20 protein-coding genes are annotated in these 20,659 nt (G+C 59.9%); 15 read left to right on the top strand and 5 right to left on the bottom strand.

Annotation, left to right across the window (positions count from 1 at the left end; translation table 11 throughout):
* Positions 1-122 precede the first annotated feature (122 nt).
* From OC445_RS02270 to lptE, 15 genes are all read left to right on the top strand, one after another.
* Entirely contained in the window at positions 123-1,616 is a 1,494-nt protein-coding gene (locus tag OC445_RS02270; protein ID WP_198791747.1) for an acetyl-CoA hydrolase/transferase family protein, read from the top strand.
* A gap of 318 nt (positions 1,617-1,934) precedes the next feature.
* Positions 1,935-2,150, top strand: a complete 216-nt coding sequence (locus tag OC445_RS02265; RefSeq protein ID WP_003187413.1) for a DUF1127 domain-containing protein — start codon at positions 1,935-1,937, stop codon at positions 2,148-2,150.
* A gap of 330 nt (positions 2,151-2,480) precedes the next feature.
* The gene (locus OC445_RS02260; RefSeq protein WP_198791746.1) at positions 2,481-2,801 is read left to right on the top strand and encodes a DUF2388 domain-containing protein; all 321 of its coding nucleotides are present in this window, start codon (positions 2,481-2,483) and stop codon (positions 2,799-2,801) included.
* A gap of 106 nt (positions 2,802-2,907) precedes the next feature.
* Positions 2,908-3,216, top strand: coding sequence for a DUF2388 domain-containing protein (locus tag OC445_RS02255; protein ID WP_054897222.1), 309 nt, complete (start codon positions 2,908-2,910; stop codon positions 3,214-3,216).
* Between the two features lie 39 nt (positions 3,217-3,255).
* Positions 3,256-3,576, top strand: coding sequence for a DUF2388 domain-containing protein (locus tag OC445_RS02250; protein ID WP_003187408.1), 321 nt, complete (start codon positions 3,256-3,258; stop codon positions 3,574-3,576).
* Positions 3,573-5,534: a DUF4105 domain-containing protein gene (locus OC445_RS02245; RefSeq protein WP_198791745.1), complete on the top strand. Its 1,962-nt coding sequence runs from the start codon at positions 3,573-3,575 to the stop codon at positions 5,532-5,534. Before OC445_RS02250 ends, OC445_RS02245 begins: the two co-directional genes overlap by 4 nt.
* A gap of 379 nt (positions 5,535-5,913) precedes the next feature.
* Entirely contained in the window at positions 5,914-7,221 is a 1,308-nt protein-coding gene (locus OC445_RS02240; protein WP_003187405.1) for a CitMHS family transporter, read from the top strand.
* A gap of 67 nt (positions 7,222-7,288) precedes the next feature.
* Positions 7,289-8,056 carry a TerC family protein gene (locus tag OC445_RS02235; protein ID WP_003187403.1) on the top strand — a complete coding sequence of 256 codons (768 nt, stop codon included), beginning with the start codon at positions 7,289-7,291 and terminating at the stop codon, positions 8,054-8,056.
* A gap of 272 nt (positions 8,057-8,328) precedes the next feature.
* Positions 8,329-9,987 (top strand): Na/Pi cotransporter family protein, encoded by a 1,659-nt coding sequence (locus OC445_RS02230; RefSeq protein ID WP_003187402.1) that lies wholly within the window; start codon positions 8,329-8,331, stop codon positions 9,985-9,987.
* Positions 9,988-10,045: 58 nt separating this feature from the next.
* Complete coding sequence (locus OC445_RS02225) at positions 10,046-11,428, top strand: M16 family metallopeptidase (RefSeq protein ID WP_060763820.1); 1,383 nt, start codon at positions 10,046-10,048, stop codon at positions 11,426-11,428.
* 68 nt (positions 11,429-11,496) lie between these two features.
* Positions 11,497-12,528, top strand: coding sequence for a DUF5924 family protein (locus tag OC445_RS02220; protein ID WP_003187399.1), 1,032 nt, complete (start codon positions 11,497-11,499; stop codon positions 12,526-12,528).
* A gap of 54 nt (positions 12,529-12,582) precedes the next feature.
* Positions 12,583-13,731 carry an ABC transporter permease gene (locus OC445_RS02215; protein WP_034129245.1) on the top strand — a complete coding sequence of 383 codons (1,149 nt, stop codon included), beginning with the start codon at positions 12,583-12,585 and terminating at the stop codon, positions 13,729-13,731.
* Complete coding sequence (locus OC445_RS02210) at positions 13,728-14,531, top strand: ABC transporter ATP-binding protein (RefSeq protein WP_014716351.1); 804 nt, start codon at positions 13,728-13,730, stop codon at positions 14,529-14,531. The genes OC445_RS02215 and OC445_RS02210 overlap by 4 nt, the downstream gene beginning before the upstream one ends.
* 1 nt (position 14,532) lies before the next feature.
* On the top strand, positions 14,533-15,471 hold the full coding sequence (locus OC445_RS02205; RefSeq protein WP_003187394.1) for an MlaD family protein: 939 nt from the start codon (positions 14,533-14,535) through the stop codon (positions 15,469-15,471).
* On the top strand, positions 15,468-16,079 hold the full coding sequence (lptE, locus tag OC445_RS02200; protein ID WP_054897226.1) for an LPS assembly lipoprotein LptE: 612 nt from the start codon (positions 15,468-15,470) through the stop codon (positions 16,077-16,079). The genes OC445_RS02205 and lptE overlap by 4 nt, the downstream gene beginning before the upstream one ends.
* A 92-nt stretch (positions 16,080-16,171) precedes the next feature.
* Here lptE and OC445_RS02195 read toward each other — a convergent pair whose 3' ends face one another.
* From OC445_RS02195 to OC445_RS02175, 5 genes are all read right to left on the bottom strand, one after another.
* Positions 16,172-17,401 carry a nucleoside recognition domain-containing protein gene (locus tag OC445_RS02195; protein WP_198791744.1) on the bottom strand — a complete coding sequence of 410 codons (1,230 nt, stop codon included), beginning with the start codon at positions 17,399-17,401 and terminating at the stop codon, positions 16,172-16,174.
* Between the two features lie 97 nt (positions 17,402-17,498).
* Positions 17,499-18,830, bottom strand: coding sequence for a glutamate/aspartate:proton symporter GltP (gene gltP, locus OC445_RS02190; protein WP_003187390.1), 1,332 nt, complete (start codon positions 18,828-18,830; stop codon positions 17,499-17,501).
* A 712-nt stretch (positions 18,831-19,542) separates the two neighbouring features.
* The gene (locus tag OC445_RS02185) at positions 19,543-20,010 is read right to left on the bottom strand and encodes an inhibitor of vertebrate lysozyme family protein (protein WP_089041590.1); all 468 of its coding nucleotides are present in this window, start codon (positions 20,008-20,010) and stop codon (positions 19,543-19,545) included.
* A gap of 2 nt (positions 20,011-20,012) precedes the next feature.
* Positions 20,013-20,177 carry a DUF1328 domain-containing protein gene (locus OC445_RS02180; RefSeq protein ID WP_003187386.1) on the bottom strand — a complete coding sequence of 55 codons (165 nt, stop codon included), beginning with the start codon at positions 20,175-20,177 and terminating at the stop codon, positions 20,013-20,015.
* A gap of 77 nt (positions 20,178-20,254) precedes the next feature.
* The gene (locus OC445_RS02175; RefSeq protein WP_020301400.1) at positions 20,255-20,539 is read right to left on the bottom strand and encodes a hypothetical protein; all 285 of its coding nucleotides are present in this window, start codon (positions 20,537-20,539) and stop codon (positions 20,255-20,257) included.
* Positions 20,540-20,659 lie beyond the last annotated feature (120 nt).

Below are 20,659 nucleotides of genomic sequence, written 5' to 3'. Positions count from 1 at the left end.
ACACATGAAACCCGACCAAAGGCTCTAAATCGCGACCTGGCATTCGACCATGGTAGCGGGCCGAAACTTTTTGAAATCACTACACTGCCCACCTTGCTTTCCGTAGCCAGAGATAACAATTCATGTACCGTGATCGTATCCGCTTGCCTTCGTTGTTGAACAAGGTCATGAGCGCGGCAGACGCCGCTGCACTGATCGAGGACGGCATGACCGTCGGCATGAGCGGCTTCACCCGTGCCGGTGAAGCCAAGGCCGTCCCCCACGCCCTGGCCGAACGCGCCAAGACTTCGCCACTCAAAATCACGCTGATGACCGGCGCCAGCCTGGGCAATGACCTGGACAAGCAGTTGACCGAAGCCGGCGTACTGTCACGACGCATGCCCTTTCAAGTCGACAGCACTCTGCGCAAGGCGATCAATGCCGGCGAGGTGATGTTTATCGACCAGCACCTGTCGGAAACCGTCGAGCAACTGCGCAACAATCAGCTCAAATTGCCCGACATCGCCGTGATCGAAGCCGTCGCGATCACTGAGCGGGGCCATATCGTGCCCACTACCTCCGTAGGCAACTCGGCCAGCTTCGCGATTTTCGCCAAACAGGTGATCGTCGAGATCAACCTGGCGCACAATCCGAACCTGGAAGGGCTGCACGACATCTACATCCCGACCTACCGGCCGACGCGCACGCCGATCCCGCTGGTGAAAGTCGACGACCGTATCGGCAGCACCGCGATTCCGATCCCGCCCGAGAAAATCGTCGCCATCGTCATCACCAACCAGGCGGACTCCGCCTCCACGGTAACGCCGCCTGACAGCGACACCCAAGGCATCGCCAATCACCTGATCAACTTCCTCAAGCAAGAAGTCGATGCCGGGCGCATGACCAACAAGCTCGGCCCGCTGCAAGCCGGCATCGGTAATATTGCCAACGCGGTGATGTGCGGATTGATCGAGTCGCCGTTCGAAGACCTGACCATGTACTCGGAAGTGTTGCAGGATTCGACCTTCGACCTGATCGACGCCGGCAAGCTGAGCTTTGCCTCCGGCAGTTCGATTACCTTGTCGGAGCGACGCAATGCCGATGTGTTCGGCAACCTGGAGCACTACAAGGACAAATTGGTGCTGCGCCCGCAGGAAATTTCCAACCACCCTGAAGTGGTACGGCGCCTGGGCATCATCGGTATCAATACCGCGCTGGAGTTCGATATCTACGGCAACGTCAACTCCACCCACGTCTGCGGCACGCGGATGATGAACGGCATCGGCGGCTCCGGGGATTTCGCCCGCAATGCGCACCTGGCGATCTTCGTCACCAAGTCCATTGCCAAGGGCGGCGCAATTTCCAGCGTGGTACCGATGGTCAGCCATGTGGACCACACCGAACATGACGTGGACATTCTCGTCACCGAAGTAGGCCTTGCCGATCTGCGGGGCCTGGCGCCACGGGAGCGCGCTCGGGTGATCATCGATAACTGCGTGCACCCAGCCTACCGCGATGCCCTCAACACTTACTTCGATGCCGCCTGCGCCATCGGTGGGCATACGCCGCACATCTTGCGCGAAGCACTGAGTTGGCACATTAACCTGGAAGAAACCGGGCACATGCTCAAGGCTTGATGAATACAGATCCGGGCTGATGCAAATACAGTTTCATCAGCTCGGTGAACCCACCCGCACTTATGGAAAAAACTGTACTGCTGTACTGGTCATTTCCTACCGAAATATCCCACACACCAACTCAAAAATGCCTATTTCGCACCTTTTAAGTGCGCACAGGTACAGTTGCCCCAATTTCGTACCGTACAGCCTCGCTAAACAGTTAACTGGCCTCTCACAATACAGGTGAACTGTATCTAGAGAGTCTTGCCTCGGAGGAGGATCATTGGCATCAGTTAAACCACTACCTAATCCCGCCACAAGCGGAAGGATGTCATCATGGAACGTACACTCAGTTCCGAACTGTTCTTCGAAGAAAAAGCTGTAAACACCCAGGCTTCCCTGCCTTTGCGCGTTCTCGCCAACCTGATGTTGTGGCAGCGCCGCATCTCCAGCCGCCACCAGTTGGCTCGCCTGGATTCGCGTCTGCTGGCTGACGCCGGTATCAGCGAAGCTCAACGCTACGAAGAGCTGAGCAAGCCGTTCTGGCGCTAAGTGGCGCCCGCTGGCCCTGACCTCACGGGTCCACTGCCAGCACCCTGATTTGTCAAAGCAAAGCCCGCCCCGGGTAACCGGAGGCGGGCTTTGTTGTATCTGCGACAGCGCATTGGAATGGCTCAATCCAAACCTACAGATACAGTTTAAAATTAGCAAAATATGACAGGTACAGTTTAATTGCAGGCTTCCGAATAGCCCGGTACACGCCTAATATCCACTCACCACGTGGCGAACCCTGTAGAGCGTGCGTCTGATGCTCGACAGTCCCAGTCCGTTTCATTGTGGCCGTTTCGCGCCACCTTATTATTCGTCTACAGGAGTTACCCCATGACCCGTCTTCGCCTGCTGTGCACTGCCGCTGTGCTGACCCTGGCTGCCAATGCCCACGCGAGCAGCCTGATCATGACGACCGACTCGATCGTCGGCGCTCTGAAGGCAACCTCCGATGCCACGTCTGATGCCACTTCATCCCTGCGCGACAACAAGGTCGTACAAGCCGCCCGTGACGACGCCGCCAGCTTTGTCGCCAGCGAAGGCGCCATCCGTGGCGTGAAACTGGAAAGCGCCCTGGCCCAGATCCGTCAACAAGCGCCGCAATTGAATACCGCTACCGATGCACAGCTGGCACAGGCCATCCTGGCTATCTGATCCACGGCAACCAGACGGGAGCGCCCGCCGCTCCCGGATGGCTCGGCGCTGGCTCTCGCCCGGCTGTTGCGCTAGCCTTGGCGCTCGCTTTCAGTTGTAGAGTCCCATGGCTTTTTCATACCGTTCATTGAGTGTTCCTGTTCTGTTTTGCGCCTGCTGGTCACCCCTGGCTTCAGCGTTGGATGTGTCCACACAGAGCACTGTTGTCAGCGTGTATGCCACCAGCAAAGTGACCTCTGCGCCGTTCGACAATAAGTTGGTCCTGGCCGCTCGGGACGATGCTGCCGCTTTCATTGCCACTGACGGCCAATGGCGGGGCGCACGCCTGGAGTCCGCGCTGGACTATCTGCGCCGCACCCAGCCAAAACTTCATGCAAGCGACCTTGAACTGGCGCAAGCAATTCTCGTCCAATAATCATCATTGTATTTCTATCTTTGTCATTGGAGTCACCCCATGCGTAGCCCGCTGATCGTCGCCGCCCTCGGCCTGCTGTTTTTGGCCGATGTCGCCCAGGCGCAAACCTTGAAGGCCACCAGCAACATCGTCGTGCGAGCCTCGGCGCGCACCATTGATTTCACCTCGGACACCACCACCTCCATCCGCGACTCCAAGATCGTGCGCGAAGCCCACGATGACGCCGCCAGTTTCGTCGCTACCAATGGCGAGATCCGTGGCGCCCAACTGGAAGCCGCGTTCGATACCCTTCGCACCCGCGTGCCAGAAGCCCGTGATGCCAGCGACCAGACCCTCGCCGAAGCTATCCTCGCTCTGTGAGGCGTCTCAAAACCTGGCTCCTGGCCGGGGCCGTGCTGCTGTGTGCAAGTACAGCCCAGGCCGGCCTGCAACTGCGGCTCAAGACCGAAGGCTTGAGCCCGGCCGAACAGCAGGCCAGCCAGGCATTGCTCGATGAAGCACTGCGTTCCTTGCCGCCGCGCTTTGTCGAGCAGCTGGATCGACGTATCGATGTCGGCTGGACCGACAAGATGCCTGAAAACGCCTACGGCCAGGCATCCCTGGTGTCCGAGCTGGACCTCAACCAGAACCTGCTCGCCAGCCTGACTGACGGCAGCGCCGCCACCCAGAAAACCAATCGCCCCCACGGTACCGTGCGCCGGGAGATGCTCGCCACCGTGCTGCATGAGCTGACCCACATCTATGACCGTGCGCGCCTGTGGTCCAAGGACGAGCGCACGCTGATCCAGCGCTGCAGCCGCCAGAACAACATCACCGGCTTGATCGGCTTGCCCGACCAGTGCCGTGGCCAGAACGACCGCCGCTTTACCCTCAGTGACGACCCGCGCCTGCTGGACCTCGCCGGCTGGCCACAATATGTCGGTCGCCGCGGCGAGCGTGAGCAGCACAACCATCAGGTGGTACGCAGCCCGGACATCTACGAAACCACCAGCCCGCTGGAATTCGTAGCAGTCAACATGGAGTACTTCCTCCTGGACCCCAGCTACGCCTGTCGCCGCCCCGCGCTGTTCCGTTATTACAAGGATCACTTCGGCTGGGCACCGCCCGGACAGGACACCTGCGCCAGCACCTATGCCTTCCTGAACGCGGGCAACGATTTCGCCAAGACGCCCTTGGGCCAGATCGATCCGGAACGCGTGTATGAAATCGACTATCTGCTTGCCGAAGCCAACCAGAACCTGGTGAGCCGTTGGGGCCATAGCATGTTGCGCCTGGTGATTTGCGCTCCAGGCCGCCCGCGTGGCCCGGATTGCCGGCTGGATCTGGACCGGCATCTGGTGCTGTCTTACCGTGCCTTCGTCGGTGACGTCCAGCTGTCGAGCTGGGATGGCCTGGTGGGCAAATACCCGTCGCGGCTGTTCGTACTGCCGCTGGCCCAGGTCATTGATGAGTACACCAAAACCGAACTGCGTGGCCTGGCGTCGGTGCCGCTGAAGCTCAGCCGCCAGGAAATCAACGACACCGTCGAACATGCGGCTGAGATGCACTGGAGCTATGACGGCAACTACTTCTTTATCTCCAACAACTGTGCGGTCGAAAGCCTGAAACTGTTGCGCAGCGGCAGCGCCAACCCGCAATTGACCGGCCTGGACAACATCACCCCCAACGGTTTGCTGGAAGTGCTCAGCGCCCGCGGCCTGGCCGATACCAGCGTATTGAATGACAAGCGCGAGGCACTGCGGCTGGGGTATCACTTCGACTCGTTCCGCGAGCGCTACCAGGCCATGTTCGATGTGCTGCGCAAGCAACTGCCGATCAAGCAGACCCAAGTCGAAGACTGGTTGTCCCTGGATGCGCAAGCGCGTCGCCAATGGTTCAGCCAGGCCGACCTGCGTACCAGCGCCGCGCTGTTGCTGCTGGAGCAGGCCAGCTATCGCAAACAACTGATGCTCGCCCAGGATGAGGTCAAACAACGCTATCTCAATGCCCGCGAGCTGAAATACGGCGGCATGGAGAAAGCCAACAACACGCTGCAGCAAATTCTCGCCAACAGCGGCTTCCTGAGTCGCCCGGCCGAGTTGCTCGACAGTGGAGGTTATGGCCTGCCGCAACCCTCAGAAGCCAAGCGCCTGGAATCAGAAAGCGCCGAACGCCAGAAGCAGTTGCAGTCGTTGACCGGCGAGCTGGATAAAGAGGTGAGGACGCTGCTCGATCCATCCCGCGCCGCCGAGATCGCCGCGTGTGAAGCCAACCTCAAGCAGGTGGGTGAGCATTTGCGGGCCTTGCACAAAGCCGCCGGCGGCCTGGAACTACCCTGATAGTCTGGCAGCGACCACTATCCAAATGTGGGAGCTGGCTTGCCTGCGATGGCGGTGTCACAGCCATAAGAGATGTTGGCTGATACGCCGCCATCGCAGGCAAGCCAGCCCCCACATTTTGTTCTGCACCAACCTGAAGAATGATGCCTGCCCTTCATCAGCTGTTTTCTCAGCGAAAGCTGGCTGAAAGCTTCCCCGTCTAGGATCGCCCTCACTGCCGGCAACAGACCGGCTGTTAACAACAACAATGGTGATTCCCGATGTCCGCTCGTACCCGCCTGTTCGCTCCAACTCCACCCGTACGCCTCGTGCCTTTCGTTCTGCGCTGACCGCCACTCGGTCCGCCATTCCCTAGCCGCGCTACGCCTGGAGTATTCCTATGCTGACTTTCCTTGGCTTTGCCATGGTCATCACGTTCATGTTCCTGATCATGACCAAGCGCCTGTCCGCGCTGATCGCCTTGATCATCGTACCGATCCTGTTCGCGCTGTTCGGCGGTTTCGCACCGAAGATCGGCCCGATGATGCTCGAAGGCATCACCAAGCTTGCGCCGACCGGCGTGATGCTGATGTTCGCCATTCTCTATTTTGCCTTGATGATCGACTCCGGCCTGTTCGACCCGGCCGTGCGCAAGATCCTCAAGATGGTCAAGGGCGACCCGCTCAAGGTGTCGGTCGGCACCGCGGTACTGGCCCTGGTGGTATCCCTGGACGGTGACGGTGCCACCACCTACATGATCTGCGTCGCGGCCATGCTGCCGCTGTACCAGCGCATCGGCATGAGCCCAAGGATCATGGCCGGCCTGATCATTCTCGCCGGTGGCGTCATGAACATGACCCCCTGGGGCGGCCCGACGGCACGCGCCGCCAGTGCGCTGCATGTAGACCCGTCGGACATCTTCGTACCTATGATCCCGGCCATGGCCGCCGGTGTGGTGGCGATCCTGGTGATTGCCTACATGTACGGCAAGCGCGAACGTGCGCGCCTGGGTGAATTGCACCTGCAGGGCGACGAGATCGACCACAGCGAAATCAGCGTGTCGCAATTCCCCGACGCCCGCCGTCCGAAACTGATCTGGTTCAACGGCGCCCTGACCCTGGCGTTGATGTGCACCCTGATTGCCGGTCTGTTGCCGCTGCCGGTGCTGTTCATGGTGGCGTTCAGTATCGCCATGATCGTCAACTACCCGTGCCTGCAGCAGCAGAAAGACCGCGTCGCGGCTCACGCCGGTAGCGTATTGGCGGTGGTGGGCTTGATCTTCGCCGCCGGTATCTTCACAGGCATCCTGTCGGGCACCGGCATGGTCGACGCCATGTCCAAGAGCCTGTTGGCGGTCATCCCAGAAGCGATGGGCCCTTACCTGGCGGTGATCACCGCGCTGGTGAGCATGCCGTTCACCTTCTTCATGTCCAACGACGCGTTCTACTACGGCGTACTGCCGGTACTGGCCGAAGCTGCCAGCCATTACGGCATCACCGCGGTGGAAATGGCGCGGGCGTCGATCGTCGGGCAACCCGTGCATTTGCTCAGCCCACTGGTACCCTCGACGTACTTGCTGGTTGCTCTGGCGGGTATCGAATTCGGCGATCACCAACGCTTCACACTCAAGTGGGCAGTGTTGGTGTGCCTGTGCATAATGTTCGCCGCATTGCTGATGGGGATTTTTCCGCTGTTCAGCACTCTATAATCGTACCGACTCACTCACCGCGCGGCGCTACAGCTTGCGCGGTTAACACTTGCTCAAAGGAATACACATGGAATGGCTGACCAATCCGGAAATCTGGATTGCCTTCTTCACCCTGACGGCCCTTGAGATCGTCCTGGGCATCGATAACATCATCATGATTTCGATCCTGGTCAGCCGCATGCCCAAGCATATGCAGGCACGCACTCGGATCTTCGGCTTGGCGTTGGCCATGGTCACGCGCATCCTGTTGCTGCTGTCGATCACCTGGGTCATGCAACTGACCGCCGACCTGTTCGTGGTGTTTGGCCAGGGCATCTCCGGTCGTGACCTGATCCTGTTCTTCGGTGGTCTGTTCCTGCTGTGGAAAAGCTCCCAGGAGATGTACCACGCGCTGGAGGGTGAAGATGAAACCCAAGACGAGCCCAAAGGCGCCGGTGGCAAGTTCATCTACACCATTATCCAGATCGCCATCATCGACATCGTGTTCTCCCTGGACTCGGTGATTACCGCCGTCGGCATGGTTTCCCACGTGCCGGTGATGGTTGCCGCCATCGTCGTTGCGGTATTGGTGATGATGCTGGCTGCCGGCACTATCAGCGAGTTCATCGACAAGCACCCGTCGCTGAAAATGCTGGCGCTGTCGTTCCTGCTGGTCGTGGGTACCGTGCTGATCGCTGAATCCTTCGACGTACACGTGCCAAAAGGCTACGTCTACTTCGCCATGGCGTTCTCGCTGGCGGTGGAAGCGGTGAACATCAAGATGCGTACCGCCATCGCGAAAAAGAAGAAACAGCAGGACCCGGTGAAACTGCGCAAGGACATTCCGGGTCAGTAAATTTGACCCGCGAGTGATCGTTCCCACGCTCCGCGTGGGAATGCCCTCTCGGACGCTCCGCGTCCGCAAAGTGACGCAGAGCGTCACAGGATGCGTTCCCACGCCGAGCGTGGGGAACGATCTTCATGACAGTTTTGTTTCAATCCCGAGTTTAGCTATGCGATGCTGGCGCAGAGCCCATTCGCCAACTACAGCTTAGGTACAAGACGTAGAGCGGCACGCGGTAACTTTCCTTCGCTCCTGCTGGAGCGCACCCACACGGGGGGCCGAGCATGCTGACCTTGCTCAATCTGCTTTCCGCCGTGACCCTGCTTATCTGGGGCACGCATATCGTCCGAACCGGCATCCTGCGGGTCTACGGTTCCAATTTGCGCCAAGTCATCGGGCAGAACATGTCCAAGCGCTGGCTGGCATTTGTCGCCGGTATCCTGGTGACGGCCATGGTGCAAAGCAGTAACGCCACCGCGATGCTGGTGACTTCGTTTGTCGGCCAAGGGCTGATGAGCCTCACGCCGGCCTTGGCCACCATGCTTGGCGCAGACGTCGGCACGGCCTTGATGGCGCGGGTGCTGACGTTCGATTTGTCCTGGCTGTCGCCGCTGCTGATCTTCCTCGGGGTGATTTTCTTCCTGTCGCGCAAGCAGACGCGAGCAGGGCAGCTGGGCCGGGTCGGAATCGGCCTGGGCCTGATCATCCTCGCGCTGCAGTTGATCGTCGAAGCCGCCGGGCCCATTACCCATGCCCAGGGCGTCAAAGTCATCTTCGCTTCGCTGACCGGCGATATCTTGCTGGACGCCCTGGTGGGCGCGCTGTTCGCCATGATTTCCTACTCCAGCCTTGCTGCGGTGTTGCTCACGGCCACCCTGGCCGGTGCCGGCGTGATCGGCTTGCACGTGGCCATCGGCTTGGTGATCGGCGCCAACATCGGCAGCGGTGTACTGGCTTTTCTCAGCACCAGCATGCAAAACACTGCCGGTCGTCAAGTGGCCCTGGGCAGCCTGTTGTACAAATTGATCGGTCTGTTGCTGATCATTCCGGTGCTCGACCCGCTCGTCGGCTGGATGGACGGCCTGGACTACAGCGTCCAGGGCATGGTCATCACCTTCCACCTGCTCTACAACGTCAGCCGCTGCCTGATCCTGTTACCCACCATCGGGCCCATGGCACGCCTGTGCGAATGGCTGCTGCCGGAACGCCCCGAAACCAATGGCAAGGCCAAGCCACGCCATCTGGACCTGGCCTCATTGAATACCCCAAGCCTGGCCCTGGCGAACGCCGCCCGCGAAACCCTGCGCCTGGGTGACTTGATCGACAATATGCTCACTTCGATGCAGGAAGTGCTGCGCGGCAATCAAACCGCCGTTACCCAAGAAATGCGCAGCCTGAGCGATGACGTCGAAGCGCTCTACAGCGCGATCAAACTCTACCTGGCGCAAATGCCCCGTGAAGACCTGAGTGAACAGGACAACCGCCGCTGGGCCGAAATCATCGAGCTGTCGATCAACTTGAAATTGGCCGGTGACCTGATCGAACGCATGCTGCGCAAGGTCCAGCAACAGAAGACCTCGCAGCGCCGGCAATTTTCCGAAGTGGGCCTGGAAGAACTCAGCGGGCTGCACAGCCAGTTGATCGCCAACCTGCGCCTGGGCCTGTCGGTGTTTCTCAGCGGCGACCCGGAAAGCGCCCGCCAATTACTGCGCGAAAAGCGCCGCTTCCGCGCTCAGGAACGCCGCCTGGCCCACGCCCATGTCAGCCGCCTGCAGCGCAAGATCGTGCAGAGCCTGGAAACCAGTTCCCTGCACTTGGAACTGATTGCCGACATGAAACGCTTGAACTCGTTGTTTTGCAGCAGTGCTTATGTAGTGTTGGAAACGTCCGACACTGGCGCGCTCTCGGCTGAAAGTATTGCCGACATTACCCATTCGCCCTGAACGTACGCCCGCGAGCGAAGTCAGTTAACAGTGGACCTCATTCGCCAGGAAGCTTGTTATGCGTCGCCTGTTACTCGCCTGCCTGCTCTTGGGCTCGGTACACGCCTTTGCCTTTGACCGCCTGCAAGTCGAGGGCTACACCTTGCCCAACGGCCTGCAACTGCTGCTCAAACCGGGCACCGAGCGTGGGCATGTCGCTATTCGCCTGGTGGTTGGTGTGGGCCTGGACGACTTCGGTTGCGAAGAAAAAGAGCTGCCGCACTTGTTCGAGCACTTGCTGTTCAGCGGTATCGACGGCGGCGGCGAAGGCGACCTCGAAGACCGCATGCAAGCCCTGGGCGGCGAGTGGAACGCCTACACCAGCAACGCCGACACCACCTTCGTGATCGAGGCGCCCGCGCAGAACCAACGCAAGGTGCTGGACCTGCTGCTGGCAATCCTCACGCGCACGCAACTGACCGACGCCCATATCAATGCCGCCAAGCAAGTGGTGGAGCGCGAAGACGGTGGCCATTATTCACACTTGCAACGCCTGCTGGATCGCCAGGACCTCGGTCACAGCGCCAGCAACCAACTGGCCGTGGAGTTGGGCCTCAAGTGCGCCGAACGCGCCGAGGTCAGCCACCTCACCCGCGACCAGTTGGAGAAGCTGCGCAAAGAATGGTACGCGCCGAACAACATGACCCTGATCGTCGTCGGCGATCTCGACAAACTGCTGCCCGCCTACCTGGAACGCACCTATGGTCAACTCGACCCAGTGGAGCCGAGCGAACATCGCCCCCTCCCGGAAATCCAGCATACCGCCGCCGGCCACCGCGACCTGATCCGCGGCTGGGTGGGCGATGGCGCCAAGCTGCACTGGCTGTTCCCAGAGCCGGTGCTGGACGACCAGCATGATGAAACCTACAACCTGCTCAAGGACTACCTCGACTGGGCGCTTTACCGGCAACTGCGCCTCAAGCACGGTTTGTCCTACGGCCCGTGGGTGGAACGCGAAGTGCTCGGCGGCGTTGGGTTCCTCAGCCTGAATGCCGACCTTGAGCGAGAAAACCTCCCTGAAGCCGAGCAGGTCTTGCAAGACCTCAAGGCCCAGTTGCTCAAGGATGGCCTCGACCCAACGGTATTCACACGCCTGCAACAAGCCGCCATTGCCCGCCAAGCCTGGGCAGTGCAAGGCAACAGCGCACTGGCCGACTATTACTGGAGTGCGGCCGGCGACTACTCCAATGGACGTTTCAGCGACCCGGTCAAACGCATCAAGGCCGTGAGCCTGGCACAAACCAACCAGGCCATGCGCGAAGCGTTCCAGCAGCCGGGCTACTGGCGCATCGAAAAACCGCTGTTGAGTTATGACGCCTTGACCTGGATCGGTGCGGGCGTACTGGGCCTGATCATCCTTGGTTTGATCGGCCTGAGGCTTTATCGCAAACCTGTTGAGTAATGAGGCGCAGAATATCGGGCCAAGGCGTTATTCTGTCTGAGATTTTTCCCACAACCAGTGAACCGTCCATGCCGAACTTGCCGCCCCTCATCCAGCGCGTTATAGAACTGATCAAGCGCTACCCAGGGGTGATCGCACTCGGCGGTTTCATCTCGGGGGTGGGCAGCTTCATCCTGGTAGACCGCCAGCAGGGCATGGCCAGCTGGATTGCGGTGATCATGCTGGTGAGCTGGTTGTGGCTGATGCTGGAGAACAGTTTTACGCAACTGTTCACCAAGGTCTTCAATCGCGAGATCCCTGAACCGCTGCTGCGCTACGCCACCCAGATGATCCACCAGGAAAGTCTGTTTTTCGTCCTGCCGTTCTTTTTCGTCACCACCGCCTGGAACAGCGGCCAATCGTTGTTCACTGGCCTGCTCGGCGCAGCGGCGCTGGTGTCGATCATCGACCCGCTGTATTACAAATGGCTGGCGCCCAAACGCTCGCTGTTCCTGGCCCTGCACACCCTGACCCTATTCGCCGCGTTGCTGACCGCGCTGCCGATCATCATGCACCTGACCACCGCCCAGAGTTACAAACTGGCGTTGGGCGTGGCCATGGTCCTGTCGATCCCGAGCCTGGCCGTCAGCCTGCCGCTGCGTAGCCTCAAGGGCTGGGCGATGCTGCTGGGGGTAACGGCCGCCATCGGCTGCGCCGGCTGGTTCCTGCGCAGCTGGGTACCGCCCGCCACCCTGTGGATGACCGAAGTCGCCATCAGCACCCAACTGCAAGACCGCACGCCGGGCGACGACCTCAAGCAAGTCACCGCCGCCCAATTGCGCAGTGGTGGGCTGTATGCGTACACCGCGATCAACGCGCCACGCGGGCTGGATGAGCGGATCTACCATGTGTGGAAATTCAACGGCCAGGAAGTCGACCGCATTGCCCTGGACATCCATGGTGGGCGCAAGGAGGGCTATCGCGCCTGGACCCACAAGCAGAATTTCCCGGGTGATGCCGTGGGGCGCTGGCAGGTGCAGGTGCTCACCGAAGACGGCCAGGTCATCGGCGTTCTGCGTTTCAAGGTGATAGACACAGCACAAGCGGACAACCCAAAGTAAGCCGGATCGTGCTATTACGTAGCAATTGTGGATAGCCAAACAAGCTCGGAGCTTATGACCACTCGCACGACGGCCGGCGCGGCCCATCTTGATACGTCCAGCACCCCGCCTTCGCTACGGATTACCGGCGACTGGACGCTGGCCCACTACGCCCACCTGAAGAAGCTGTCGGCCACACTCGACGGCCAATACGACGCCGGCGCCCGCATTGACCTCAACGGCCTCGGTGCGCTGGATACCGCCGGCGCCTCGCTGCTGGTGGAGCTGCTGGGTCCTGCACGCATCGAACATTCTGCCGAACAGACTGATTGCACCCTGGCAGCCGCCGACCGTGCACTGCTCAAGACCGTCTACCGCTCCCTGAATGACTTTTGCGTACCGATCAAAGAGCCGGAAGAGGCCGCCGGCATTCAAGTGTTGGCTCGCATCGGCCGCGCAGTAGACACGGTCTGGCAAGACGCAATGAAGCTGTTGGGCTTTATCGGCCTGATCCTCGAAACCTTCGCCCGCGGTATTTGGCGGCCCAAGCGCTGGCGCCTGACGCCCATGGTCGCCCACATCGAACAGACGGGGCTGGATGCGGCGCCTATCGTCGCACTGCTGACCTTTCTGGTCGGCGCCGTCGTGGCCTTCCTTGGCGCCACCGTGCTCAAGAGCTTCGGCGCGACGATCTTTACCGTGGACCTGGTGGCGTTCTCCTTCCTGCGTGAATTCGGCGTGTTGCTCACCGCAATCCTCATCGCCGGCCGTACCGCCAGTGCATTCACCGCGCAAATCGGCTCCATGAAAGCCAACGAAGAAATCGACGCCATCCGTACCCTGGGCCTGGACCCCATGGAGCTGTTGGTATTGCCGCGCGTGCTGGCGCTACTGGTGGCGTTGCCGATGCTGACCTTCCTGGCGATGCTCTCGGGGATCGTCGGCGGTGGTGTGGTGTGTGCGGTGGCCCTGGATATTTCGCCGGCGATGTTTCTTTCGCTGCTGCAATCGGACATTGGCGTGCAGCACTTTCTGGTGGGCATGGTGAAGGCGCCGATCTTTGCCTTTTTGATCGCGGCCATTGGCTGCCTGGAAGGTTTCAAAGTCAGCGGCAGTGCCGAGTCAGTCGGCGCGCACACCACATCGAGCGTGGTGCAATCGATCTTTGTAGTGATCGTGCTGGATGCGGTCGCGGCGATGTTTTTCATGGAGATGGGCTGGTGAGTCGTCTACACCGTGCGCCCACTGAGGCGGTGATTGAAGTGCGTGGCTTGTGCAATCGCTTTGGCAGCCAAAGCGTGCATGAGAACCTCGACCTGGATTTGTACAAAGGCGAGATCCTGGCGGTGGTGGGGGGCTCTGGCAGCGGTAAATCCGTGTTGTTGCGCAGCATCGTTGGCCTGCGGCGCCCCAGCGAAGGCGAGGTACGGGTGTTCGGCAAAAACCTGCCGAGCCTGCCTGAACATGAACGCTCACTGGTAGAACGCCGCTTTGGCGTACTGTTCCAGAAGGGCGCGCTGTTTTCCTCGCTGACGGTGACCGAGAACGTGGCTCTGCCATTGATCGAGCACGCCGGCCTCAGCCGCGCCGATGCCGAGCACTTGGCGGCGGTCAAGCTGGCCCTGGCGGGGTTGCCGCTGTCGGCGGCCGACAAATACCCGGCCTCGTTATCCGGCGGCATGATCAAACGTGCCGCCCTGGCCCGCGCACTGGCCTTGGACCCGGACATCCTGTTCCTGGACGAACCCACCGCCGGTCTCGACCCCATTGGCGCGGCGCAATTCGACCAACTGATCCTCACCCTGCGCGATGCGTTGGGCTTGAGTGTGTTCCTGGTCACCCACGACCTCGACACGCTGTACACCATCACCGACCGTGTGGCGGTGCTGGCGCAGAAGAAAGTGCTGGTGGCCGACGCCATCGATGTCGTTTCGGAAACGGACGACGCCTGGATTCACGAATATTTCCACGGCCCCCGGGGCCGCGCGGCATTGGATGCCGCTCAATCGCTCAACGAGGTATGACATGGAAACCCGAGCCCATCATGTGATGATCGGACTGTTCAGCGTAATTGTGGTGGTCGGCGCGATGCTGTTTGGCCTTTGGCTGGCCAAGTCCAGCGTCGATACCGCCTTCCAGGATTACGAAGTGATCTTCAACGAAGCGGTCAGCGGCCTGTCCCAAGGCAGTGCGGTTCAGTACAGCGGCATCAAGGTGGGCGACGTGATCAGCCTGCGTCTGGACCCCAAAGACCCACGCCGCGTCCTGGCGCGCATCCGCCTGGCCGGGCAAACGCCAATCAAGGAAGACACCCAGGCCAAACTGGCCCTGACCGGTATCACCGGCACCTCGATCATCCAGCTCAGTGGGGGCACCCCGCAGAGCCCGGAGCTCAAGGGCAAGGACGGCAACCTGCCGGAAATCATCGCGTCGCCATCGCCTATCGCACGCCTGCTCAATAACAGCAACGACCTGATGACCAGCGTCAACCTGCTGCTGCACAACGCCAACCACCTGTTCTCACGGGAAAACGTCGAACGCCTGAGCAACACCTTGGATAACCTGCAACAAACCACCGGCGCCATTGCCGAGCAACGCGGCGACATCAAGGTGGTGATGCAGCAATTGATGCAGGTGAGCAAACAGGCGGGCGCGGCGCTGGAGCAAACCACCGTGCTGATGCGCAGCGCCAATGGTTTGCTCAGTGAACAAGGCAAGCAAGCCTTCGGCAGCGCCGAGCAGGCGATGAAATCCCTGGAGCAAAGCACCGCCACCATCAATACCTTGCTGACCAATAACCAGGACTCGGTGAACAGCGGCATGCAGGGCCTTAACGAGCTGGCGCCAGCCGTGCGCGAGCTGCGTGAAACCCTCGGCTCGCTGCGCGCCATCTCTCGCCGCCTGGAAGCCAACCCCAGCGGTTACCTGCTGGGCAGTGACAAGAACAAGGAGTTCACGCCATGAAGCGTGCTTACCACATGATCGTCCCAATGGCCCTGGCACTGGTCAGCGCGTGCTCGATCTTGCCCAAGCCGGACCCATCGGACGTGTACCGCCTGGCGTCCGCCCAACCGGCCAGCCAAGGCACGCCGGTGAGTTGGTCGCTGCGCGTGACCAAGCCGCAGACCAGCGAGTTTCTCGATAGCCCGCGCATCGCCGTAGTGCCAGATGGCAACTTGATCAGCAACTACGCGAATTCACGCTGGAGCGACCCGGCGCCGGTGCTGCTGCGTAATCGCCTGCTGGATGGCTTCCAGCGCGACGGGCGCGTGACGCTGTTGAGTACCGACGAGACCAACCTGCAAGCCGACTATGAACTGGGCGGGCAGTTGCAGGCGTTTCAGAGTGAGTATCGAGGCAAATCGGTGGAGGTGGTGATTCGTCTCGACGCGCGATTGGTGCGTGGGCGTGATCAAAGGATTATCGCCAGCCGCCGGTTTGAAGTGAGGCAGCCGATGAGTGACGCCAAGGTGCCAGCGGTGGTGGCTGCTTTTGGCCAGGCTGGGGATCAGCTGAATAAGCAGGTGGTGGATTGGGTAGTCAGCCAGGGCAATACCGCTCTGAAACCTTGAAGGCCTCATCGCAGGCAAGCCAGCTCCCACATTTTACTGCGTTCACACATCAAACTGTGGGAGCTGGCTTGCCTGCGATAACGATTGTGGCCTTAACCAAAAAACCAGTAGCACACCGAAATAGCCGCGACCACACCAGCAAACTCCGCGAACAACGCACATCCCACCGCATGCCGCGCCCGCTGGATGCCTACCGAGCCGAAGTACACGGCCAGCACATAAAACGTGGTTTCAGTACTGCCCTGTATCGTCGCCGCCACCAACGCCGCAAAGCTGTCCACACCCTGGGTCTGCATGGTCTCGATCAGCATCGCCCGTGCCGCACTGCCGGAGAACGGCTTGACCATTGCGGTCGGCAGAGCGTCGACAAAGCGCGTATCCAGGCCAGTCCAGGCAACCACATGGCGAATCCCTTCCAGGCCGAACTCCAAGGCGCCCGAGGCACGCAACACGCCAACCGCACACAGCATCGCCACCAGATAGGGCAGTAGGTTCTTGGCTACGTCGAAGCCTTCCTTGGCGCCTTCGACGAATGCCTCGTACACCTTGACCTTGCGCAACGCGCCGATCACCAGAAACAGCATGATCAAGCCAAACAGCGTGAGGTTGCCCAGGATCGACGACAAACCGGCCAGCGCTGTGGCAGACAGGGTCGCCAGCAGCGCCATGAAGCCGCCCAGTACCAGCGCGCCGGGGATCAGATAGGCCAGCACCACCGGGTCCCACAAACGCAGGCGCTGCATCACCGCCACCGACAGCAGGCCCACCAGCGTCGAGGCGCTGGTGGCCAGCAGGATCGGCAGGAACACCAGCGTCGGGTCCGCAGCGCCTTGCTGGGCGCGGTACATGAAGATGGTCACCGGCAACAGCGTCAGCGAGGACGCGTTGAGCACCAGGAACAGGATCTGAGCGTTGGTCGCCGTATTGGGGATGGGGTTGAGCTCTTGCAGCGCCTTCATGGCTTTCAGGCCGATGGGCGTGGCGGCGTTGTCCAGGCCCAGGCCGTTGGCGGCAAAGTTGAGGGTGATCAAACCGATCGCGGGGTGCCCGGCGGGCACTTCCGGCATCAGGCGGCGAAACAGCGGGCCGAGGGCCTTGGCCAGCCAATCGACGATCCCGGCTTTTTCCGCAATCCGCAGAAAGCCCAGCCATAACGTCAGGGTACCGAACAGCAGCACCATGACCTCCACCGACAATTTGGCCATGGCGAAAATGCTTTCGACCATCGCCGCGAAGATCCCGGCGTTACCGCCCACCAGCCATTGCGCCACCGCTGACACCATTGCCACGACAAAGAAGCCAAGCCACAGGCCATTGAGCATCAGATAAATCCCCCGAAAGATGGGGCGAATGATAACGGGGCTGGCAGAAACGACAAACCCCGGAATTCTCCGGGGTTTGTTTTCGATCAATCTGCAATCAGCTACGGGTGGCTTGTGCCGTAGGCAGGGCTTCCTTGCTGCGCCAGTGCGGCAGGGAATTCCAGTAGCGCTCGCCCTTGGCGTCGTCGTACATGCCTTCCCAACGGGAGATAACCAGTACGGCCAAGGCATTGCCGATCACGTTCAGGGCGGTACGCGCCATATCCATCACACGGTCGACACCGGCGATAAACGCCAAGCCTTCCAGTGGGATGCCCACGCTGCCCAGCGTCGCCAACAACACCACGAAGGACACGCCCGGCACGCCGGCGATACCTTTGGAGGTCACCATCAGGGTCAGTACCAGCATCAGTTGCTGGCCGATCGACAGGTCGATGCCATACAGCTGGGCAATGAAGATGGCCGCGATGCTCTGGTACAGGGTCGAACCGTCGAGGTTGAACGAATAGCCGGTCGGCACCACGAAGCTGCAGATCGCTTTCGGCGCGCCGTAGGCTTCCATCTTCTCGATCACACGCGGCAGCACGGTTTCGGAGCTGGCGGTGGAGTAAGCCAATACCAACTCATCTTTGAAGATGCGGATCAGCTTGAGGATCGAGAAGCCAAACAGGCGTGCGATCAAACCCAGGACCGCGAAGGCGAAGAACAGGATCGCGACGTAAACCAGGATCACCAGCTTGGCCAGCGGCAGCAGCGAGGCGAAGCCGAAGTTGGCGACCGTCACCGCGATCAGCGCGAATACACCGATAGGCGCGTACTTCATGATCATGTGGGTGACTTTGAACATGCTCTCGGACACGCCCTGGAACATGGTCACCAGCGGTTCGCGCAGTTCAGGCTTGAGACTCGACAGGCCCAGGCCGAACAACACCGAGAAGAAGATGATCGGCAGCATCTCGCCACGGGCAACAGCGGCGAAGATATTCGAGGGGATCAAGTTGAGGATGGTCTCGATGAACGCATGTTCATGCTGCACTTCGGCGGCAGTCGCCTGGTACTTGGAGATATCGACGGTACCCAGGGTACTCATGTCGATGCCAGCGCCTGGGTGGAACAGGTTGGCGAGCAACAGGCCCACCACGATGGCGATGGTGGTGACGATTTCGAAGTAGAGGATGGTTTTGACGCCGATACGACCGAGCTTTTTCGCGTCGCCTACACCGGCAATGCCGACGATCAGCGAAGAAATCACAATCGGGATCACGATCATCTTGATCAGGCGGATAAAGATATCGCCCGCCGGCTGCAACACATTGCTGATCCACCAGGCCTTTTCAGCACTGAAATGGTTGAGCACGGCACCGATTGCAATGCCCAGTACCAAACCGATGAGGATCTGCCAGGCGAGGCTTAGCTTTGCCTTCTTCATGTCATTACCCTTGCTTCAAGTGGACTTACGGCAAATGCGCCAGCTGCAACGCTCGAAAGCGAAAAAGTGTGTGCATCTGCCTCCATGGAAGGTCACCGCAGCGTGGCCGAAATGGCTTACTGGCAGGCGAAAAAAGGCGCAACTATTCCCATGCAAGGGAGCGACGTCTAATGCCGTAAACGCCTACCCTATGCCGAATCGGCATGGCTTTTTTTGAAAATATTTGTCCAAACGGTCAGTTCGTATCCGCCATTCGAGCGGGTGAATATGCCGTTAAGCAGCCAAATCAGGCTCGCGCAGAGATACTGGACGACTTCGATTGGCTGGCAGAAATGTCTGAGAAATCCATCACCTAGGGCCGGAAAGATCCTATAGCGCGATTGAAAAATTCTCGATAGATGGTCACACCGACATATCCGGTAATGGTTGGCCAGACGCAAAAAACAAAACTGCGGCTATAGGCGGCATGAAACGCGGGAATGAGAGTCGTAAGCCCGCCGCAAGTTCAGCAAGCTTGAGGTCTTGTGAACTTGCGTCGCAGCTTTTCGCCTGACCCGGCCCTTGCGCAGGTACTCCCTGTACCCGTAGGTCACGCCGATCCTGATCGATCAGAGCAACCCGGCCCCCTGGTCATGCATCACTCAAGGAGCGATGCAAACAGAAAGAAGCACAAGGGCTTCCTTCTATGGACGCCGGCTCCGTCAGACGGAACCTAGTACCAATTCGGATCTTTCTTGAGCTGTTCCATCAGCAGCTTTTGCATACCCTCGTCCGGCTTACCGAGGAAACGGTAATCGGCGTGCCGTGTCGGGGACTTGTCCGCTGGCAAACCCGCCGGGACTTCCACCAACATGGCGTAGGCATCTTCCTTGTCGAGGCTGAAGGCAACGATCAGGCGCTTGTTCAGGCAGCTGTCTGCGGTTTCGCAAAGCGGCCCGACCAAGTACTTGTCGCCATCTTCCTCAACGGCATTCATTTGCTCGGCCGTGCCCGACAGGTTCATCACCCATTCAGGCAGGCGTTCCTCTTTCTTCACCACGTCTTGCCAGGTTTCACGGTACTGCGGATCCGCGCTGAGCAATTCGTTAGCCCGGGATTGGCCGTCGTTGGCGGCCATGGCCAGGCCGCTGCCGCCCAACAGCAGGGCGGCAGCAAGGGCTTTAAAAGGCAGGCTGACCATATTCAACCTCGGCCTTTGCGACCAAAGAAGAACGAAGCGATAAACATCACCAGGAAGACCACAAACAGGATCTTGGCGATGCCGGTGGCGGTGCCAGCGATACCACCGAAGCCCAGAACTGCGGCCACAATGGCGATGATCAGAAATGTGATTGCCCAACTCAACATGGTGATTCTCCTTATGCTTCTATAGGGGTAACAGCGGTGATACCGTGCAGCCGCTCAACACGAGCGACATTTTTTGCCTAGAACACCCAACGGTCATGGGCCGGCAGTTCGTCCAGAGTGGAACCCTGGTCTACCAGGCTCAATTGCGGGGCAGTCACATCGGCGCTGGCGCTGCCAATGGAACGAAAATGGGTCTGGGTCATGACAGGACGTTCAAATTGCGGGGCTGGCTGCGCACGCTCCTGCCAATGCTGCAACTGCTGGCCGGCAATCAACGTGACCATCAAGGCCAGGCTGGCGAACAGGCCCTGCTGCAAGCGCAGCGGCGATACACGCAATTGGCTGAGGCTTTGGCGAGTCATGCTGCATTACTCCCGCATTCTGATTATTCGTTCATGACGCTCTTGGGGGAGATATTGCAGAGTGCATGCCAGCTTTATTGCAAAATAAAACACAATAAAATCAAGCATTTACACTTGCTC

It is taken from the genome of Pseudomonas sp. Pse35, assembly GCF_024519715.1.
Taxonomy (GTDB): Bacteria; Pseudomonadota; Gammaproteobacteria; order Pseudomonadales; family Pseudomonadaceae; genus Aquipseudomonas; species Aquipseudomonas paracarnis.
Note: the sequence above shows the minus strand (reverse complement) of the source record. Positions and strands in the feature narration are given on the sequence as shown.

What these genes read in the sequence shown, in the direction of transcription:
- OC445_RS02270 (WP_198791747.1), top strand. Translation starts at nt 123, where the DNA reads ATGTACCGTGATCGTATCCGCTTGCCTTCGTTGTTGAACAAGGTCATG.
- OC445_RS02265 (WP_003187413.1), top strand. Translation starts at nt 1,935, where the DNA reads ATGGAACGTACACTCAGTTCCGAACTGTTCTTCGAAGAAAAAGCTGTA.
- OC445_RS02260 (WP_198791746.1), top strand. Translation starts at nt 2,481, where the DNA reads ATGACCCGTCTTCGCCTGCTGTGCACTGCCGCTGTGCTGACCCTGGCT.
- OC445_RS02255 (WP_054897222.1), top strand. Translation starts at nt 2,908, where the DNA reads ATGGCTTTTTCATACCGTTCATTGAGTGTTCCTGTTCTGTTTTGCGCC.
- OC445_RS02250 (WP_003187408.1), top strand. Translation starts at nt 3,256, where the DNA reads ATGCGTAGCCCGCTGATCGTCGCCGCCCTCGGCCTGCTGTTTTTGGCC.
- OC445_RS02240 (WP_003187405.1), top strand. Translation starts at nt 5,914, where the DNA reads ATGCTGACTTTCCTTGGCTTTGCCATGGTCATCACGTTCATGTTCCTG.
- OC445_RS02235 (WP_003187403.1), top strand. Translation starts at nt 7,289, where the DNA reads ATGGAATGGCTGACCAATCCGGAAATCTGGATTGCCTTCTTCACCCTG.
- OC445_RS02230 (WP_003187402.1), top strand. Translation starts at nt 8,329, where the DNA reads ATGCTGACCTTGCTCAATCTGCTTTCCGCCGTGACCCTGCTTATCTGG.
- OC445_RS02225 (WP_060763820.1), top strand. Translation starts at nt 10,046, where the DNA reads ATGCGTCGCCTGTTACTCGCCTGCCTGCTCTTGGGCTCGGTACACGCC.
- OC445_RS02220 (WP_003187399.1), top strand. Translation starts at nt 11,497, where the DNA reads ATGCCGAACTTGCCGCCCCTCATCCAGCGCGTTATAGAACTGATCAAG.
- OC445_RS02215 (WP_034129245.1), top strand. Translation starts at nt 12,583, where the DNA reads ATGACCACTCGCACGACGGCCGGCGCGGCCCATCTTGATACGTCCAGC.
- OC445_RS02205 (WP_003187394.1), top strand. Translation starts at nt 14,533, where the DNA reads ATGGAAACCCGAGCCCATCATGTGATGATCGGACTGTTCAGCGTAATT.
- lptE (WP_054897226.1), top strand. Translation starts at nt 15,468, where the DNA reads ATGAAGCGTGCTTACCACATGATCGTCCCAATGGCCCTGGCACTGGTC.
- OC445_RS02195 (WP_198791744.1), bottom strand. Translation starts at nt 17,401, where the DNA reads ATGCTCAATGGCCTGTGGCTTGGCTTCTTTGTCGTGGCAATGGTGTCA.
- gltP (WP_003187390.1), bottom strand. Translation starts at nt 18,830, where the DNA reads ATGAAGAAGGCAAAGCTAAGCCTCGCCTGGCAGATCCTCATCGGTTTG.
- OC445_RS02185 (WP_089041590.1), bottom strand. Translation starts at nt 20,010, where the DNA reads ATGGTCAGCCTGCCTTTTAAAGCCCTTGCTGCCGCCCTGCTGTTGGGC.
- OC445_RS02180 (WP_003187386.1), bottom strand. Translation starts at nt 20,177, where the DNA reads ATGTTGAGTTGGGCAATCACATTTCTGATCATCGCCATTGTGGCCGCA.
- OC445_RS02175 (WP_020301400.1), bottom strand. Translation starts at nt 20,539, where the DNA reads ATGACTCGCCAAAGCCTCAGCCAATTGCGTGTATCGCCGCTGCGCTTG.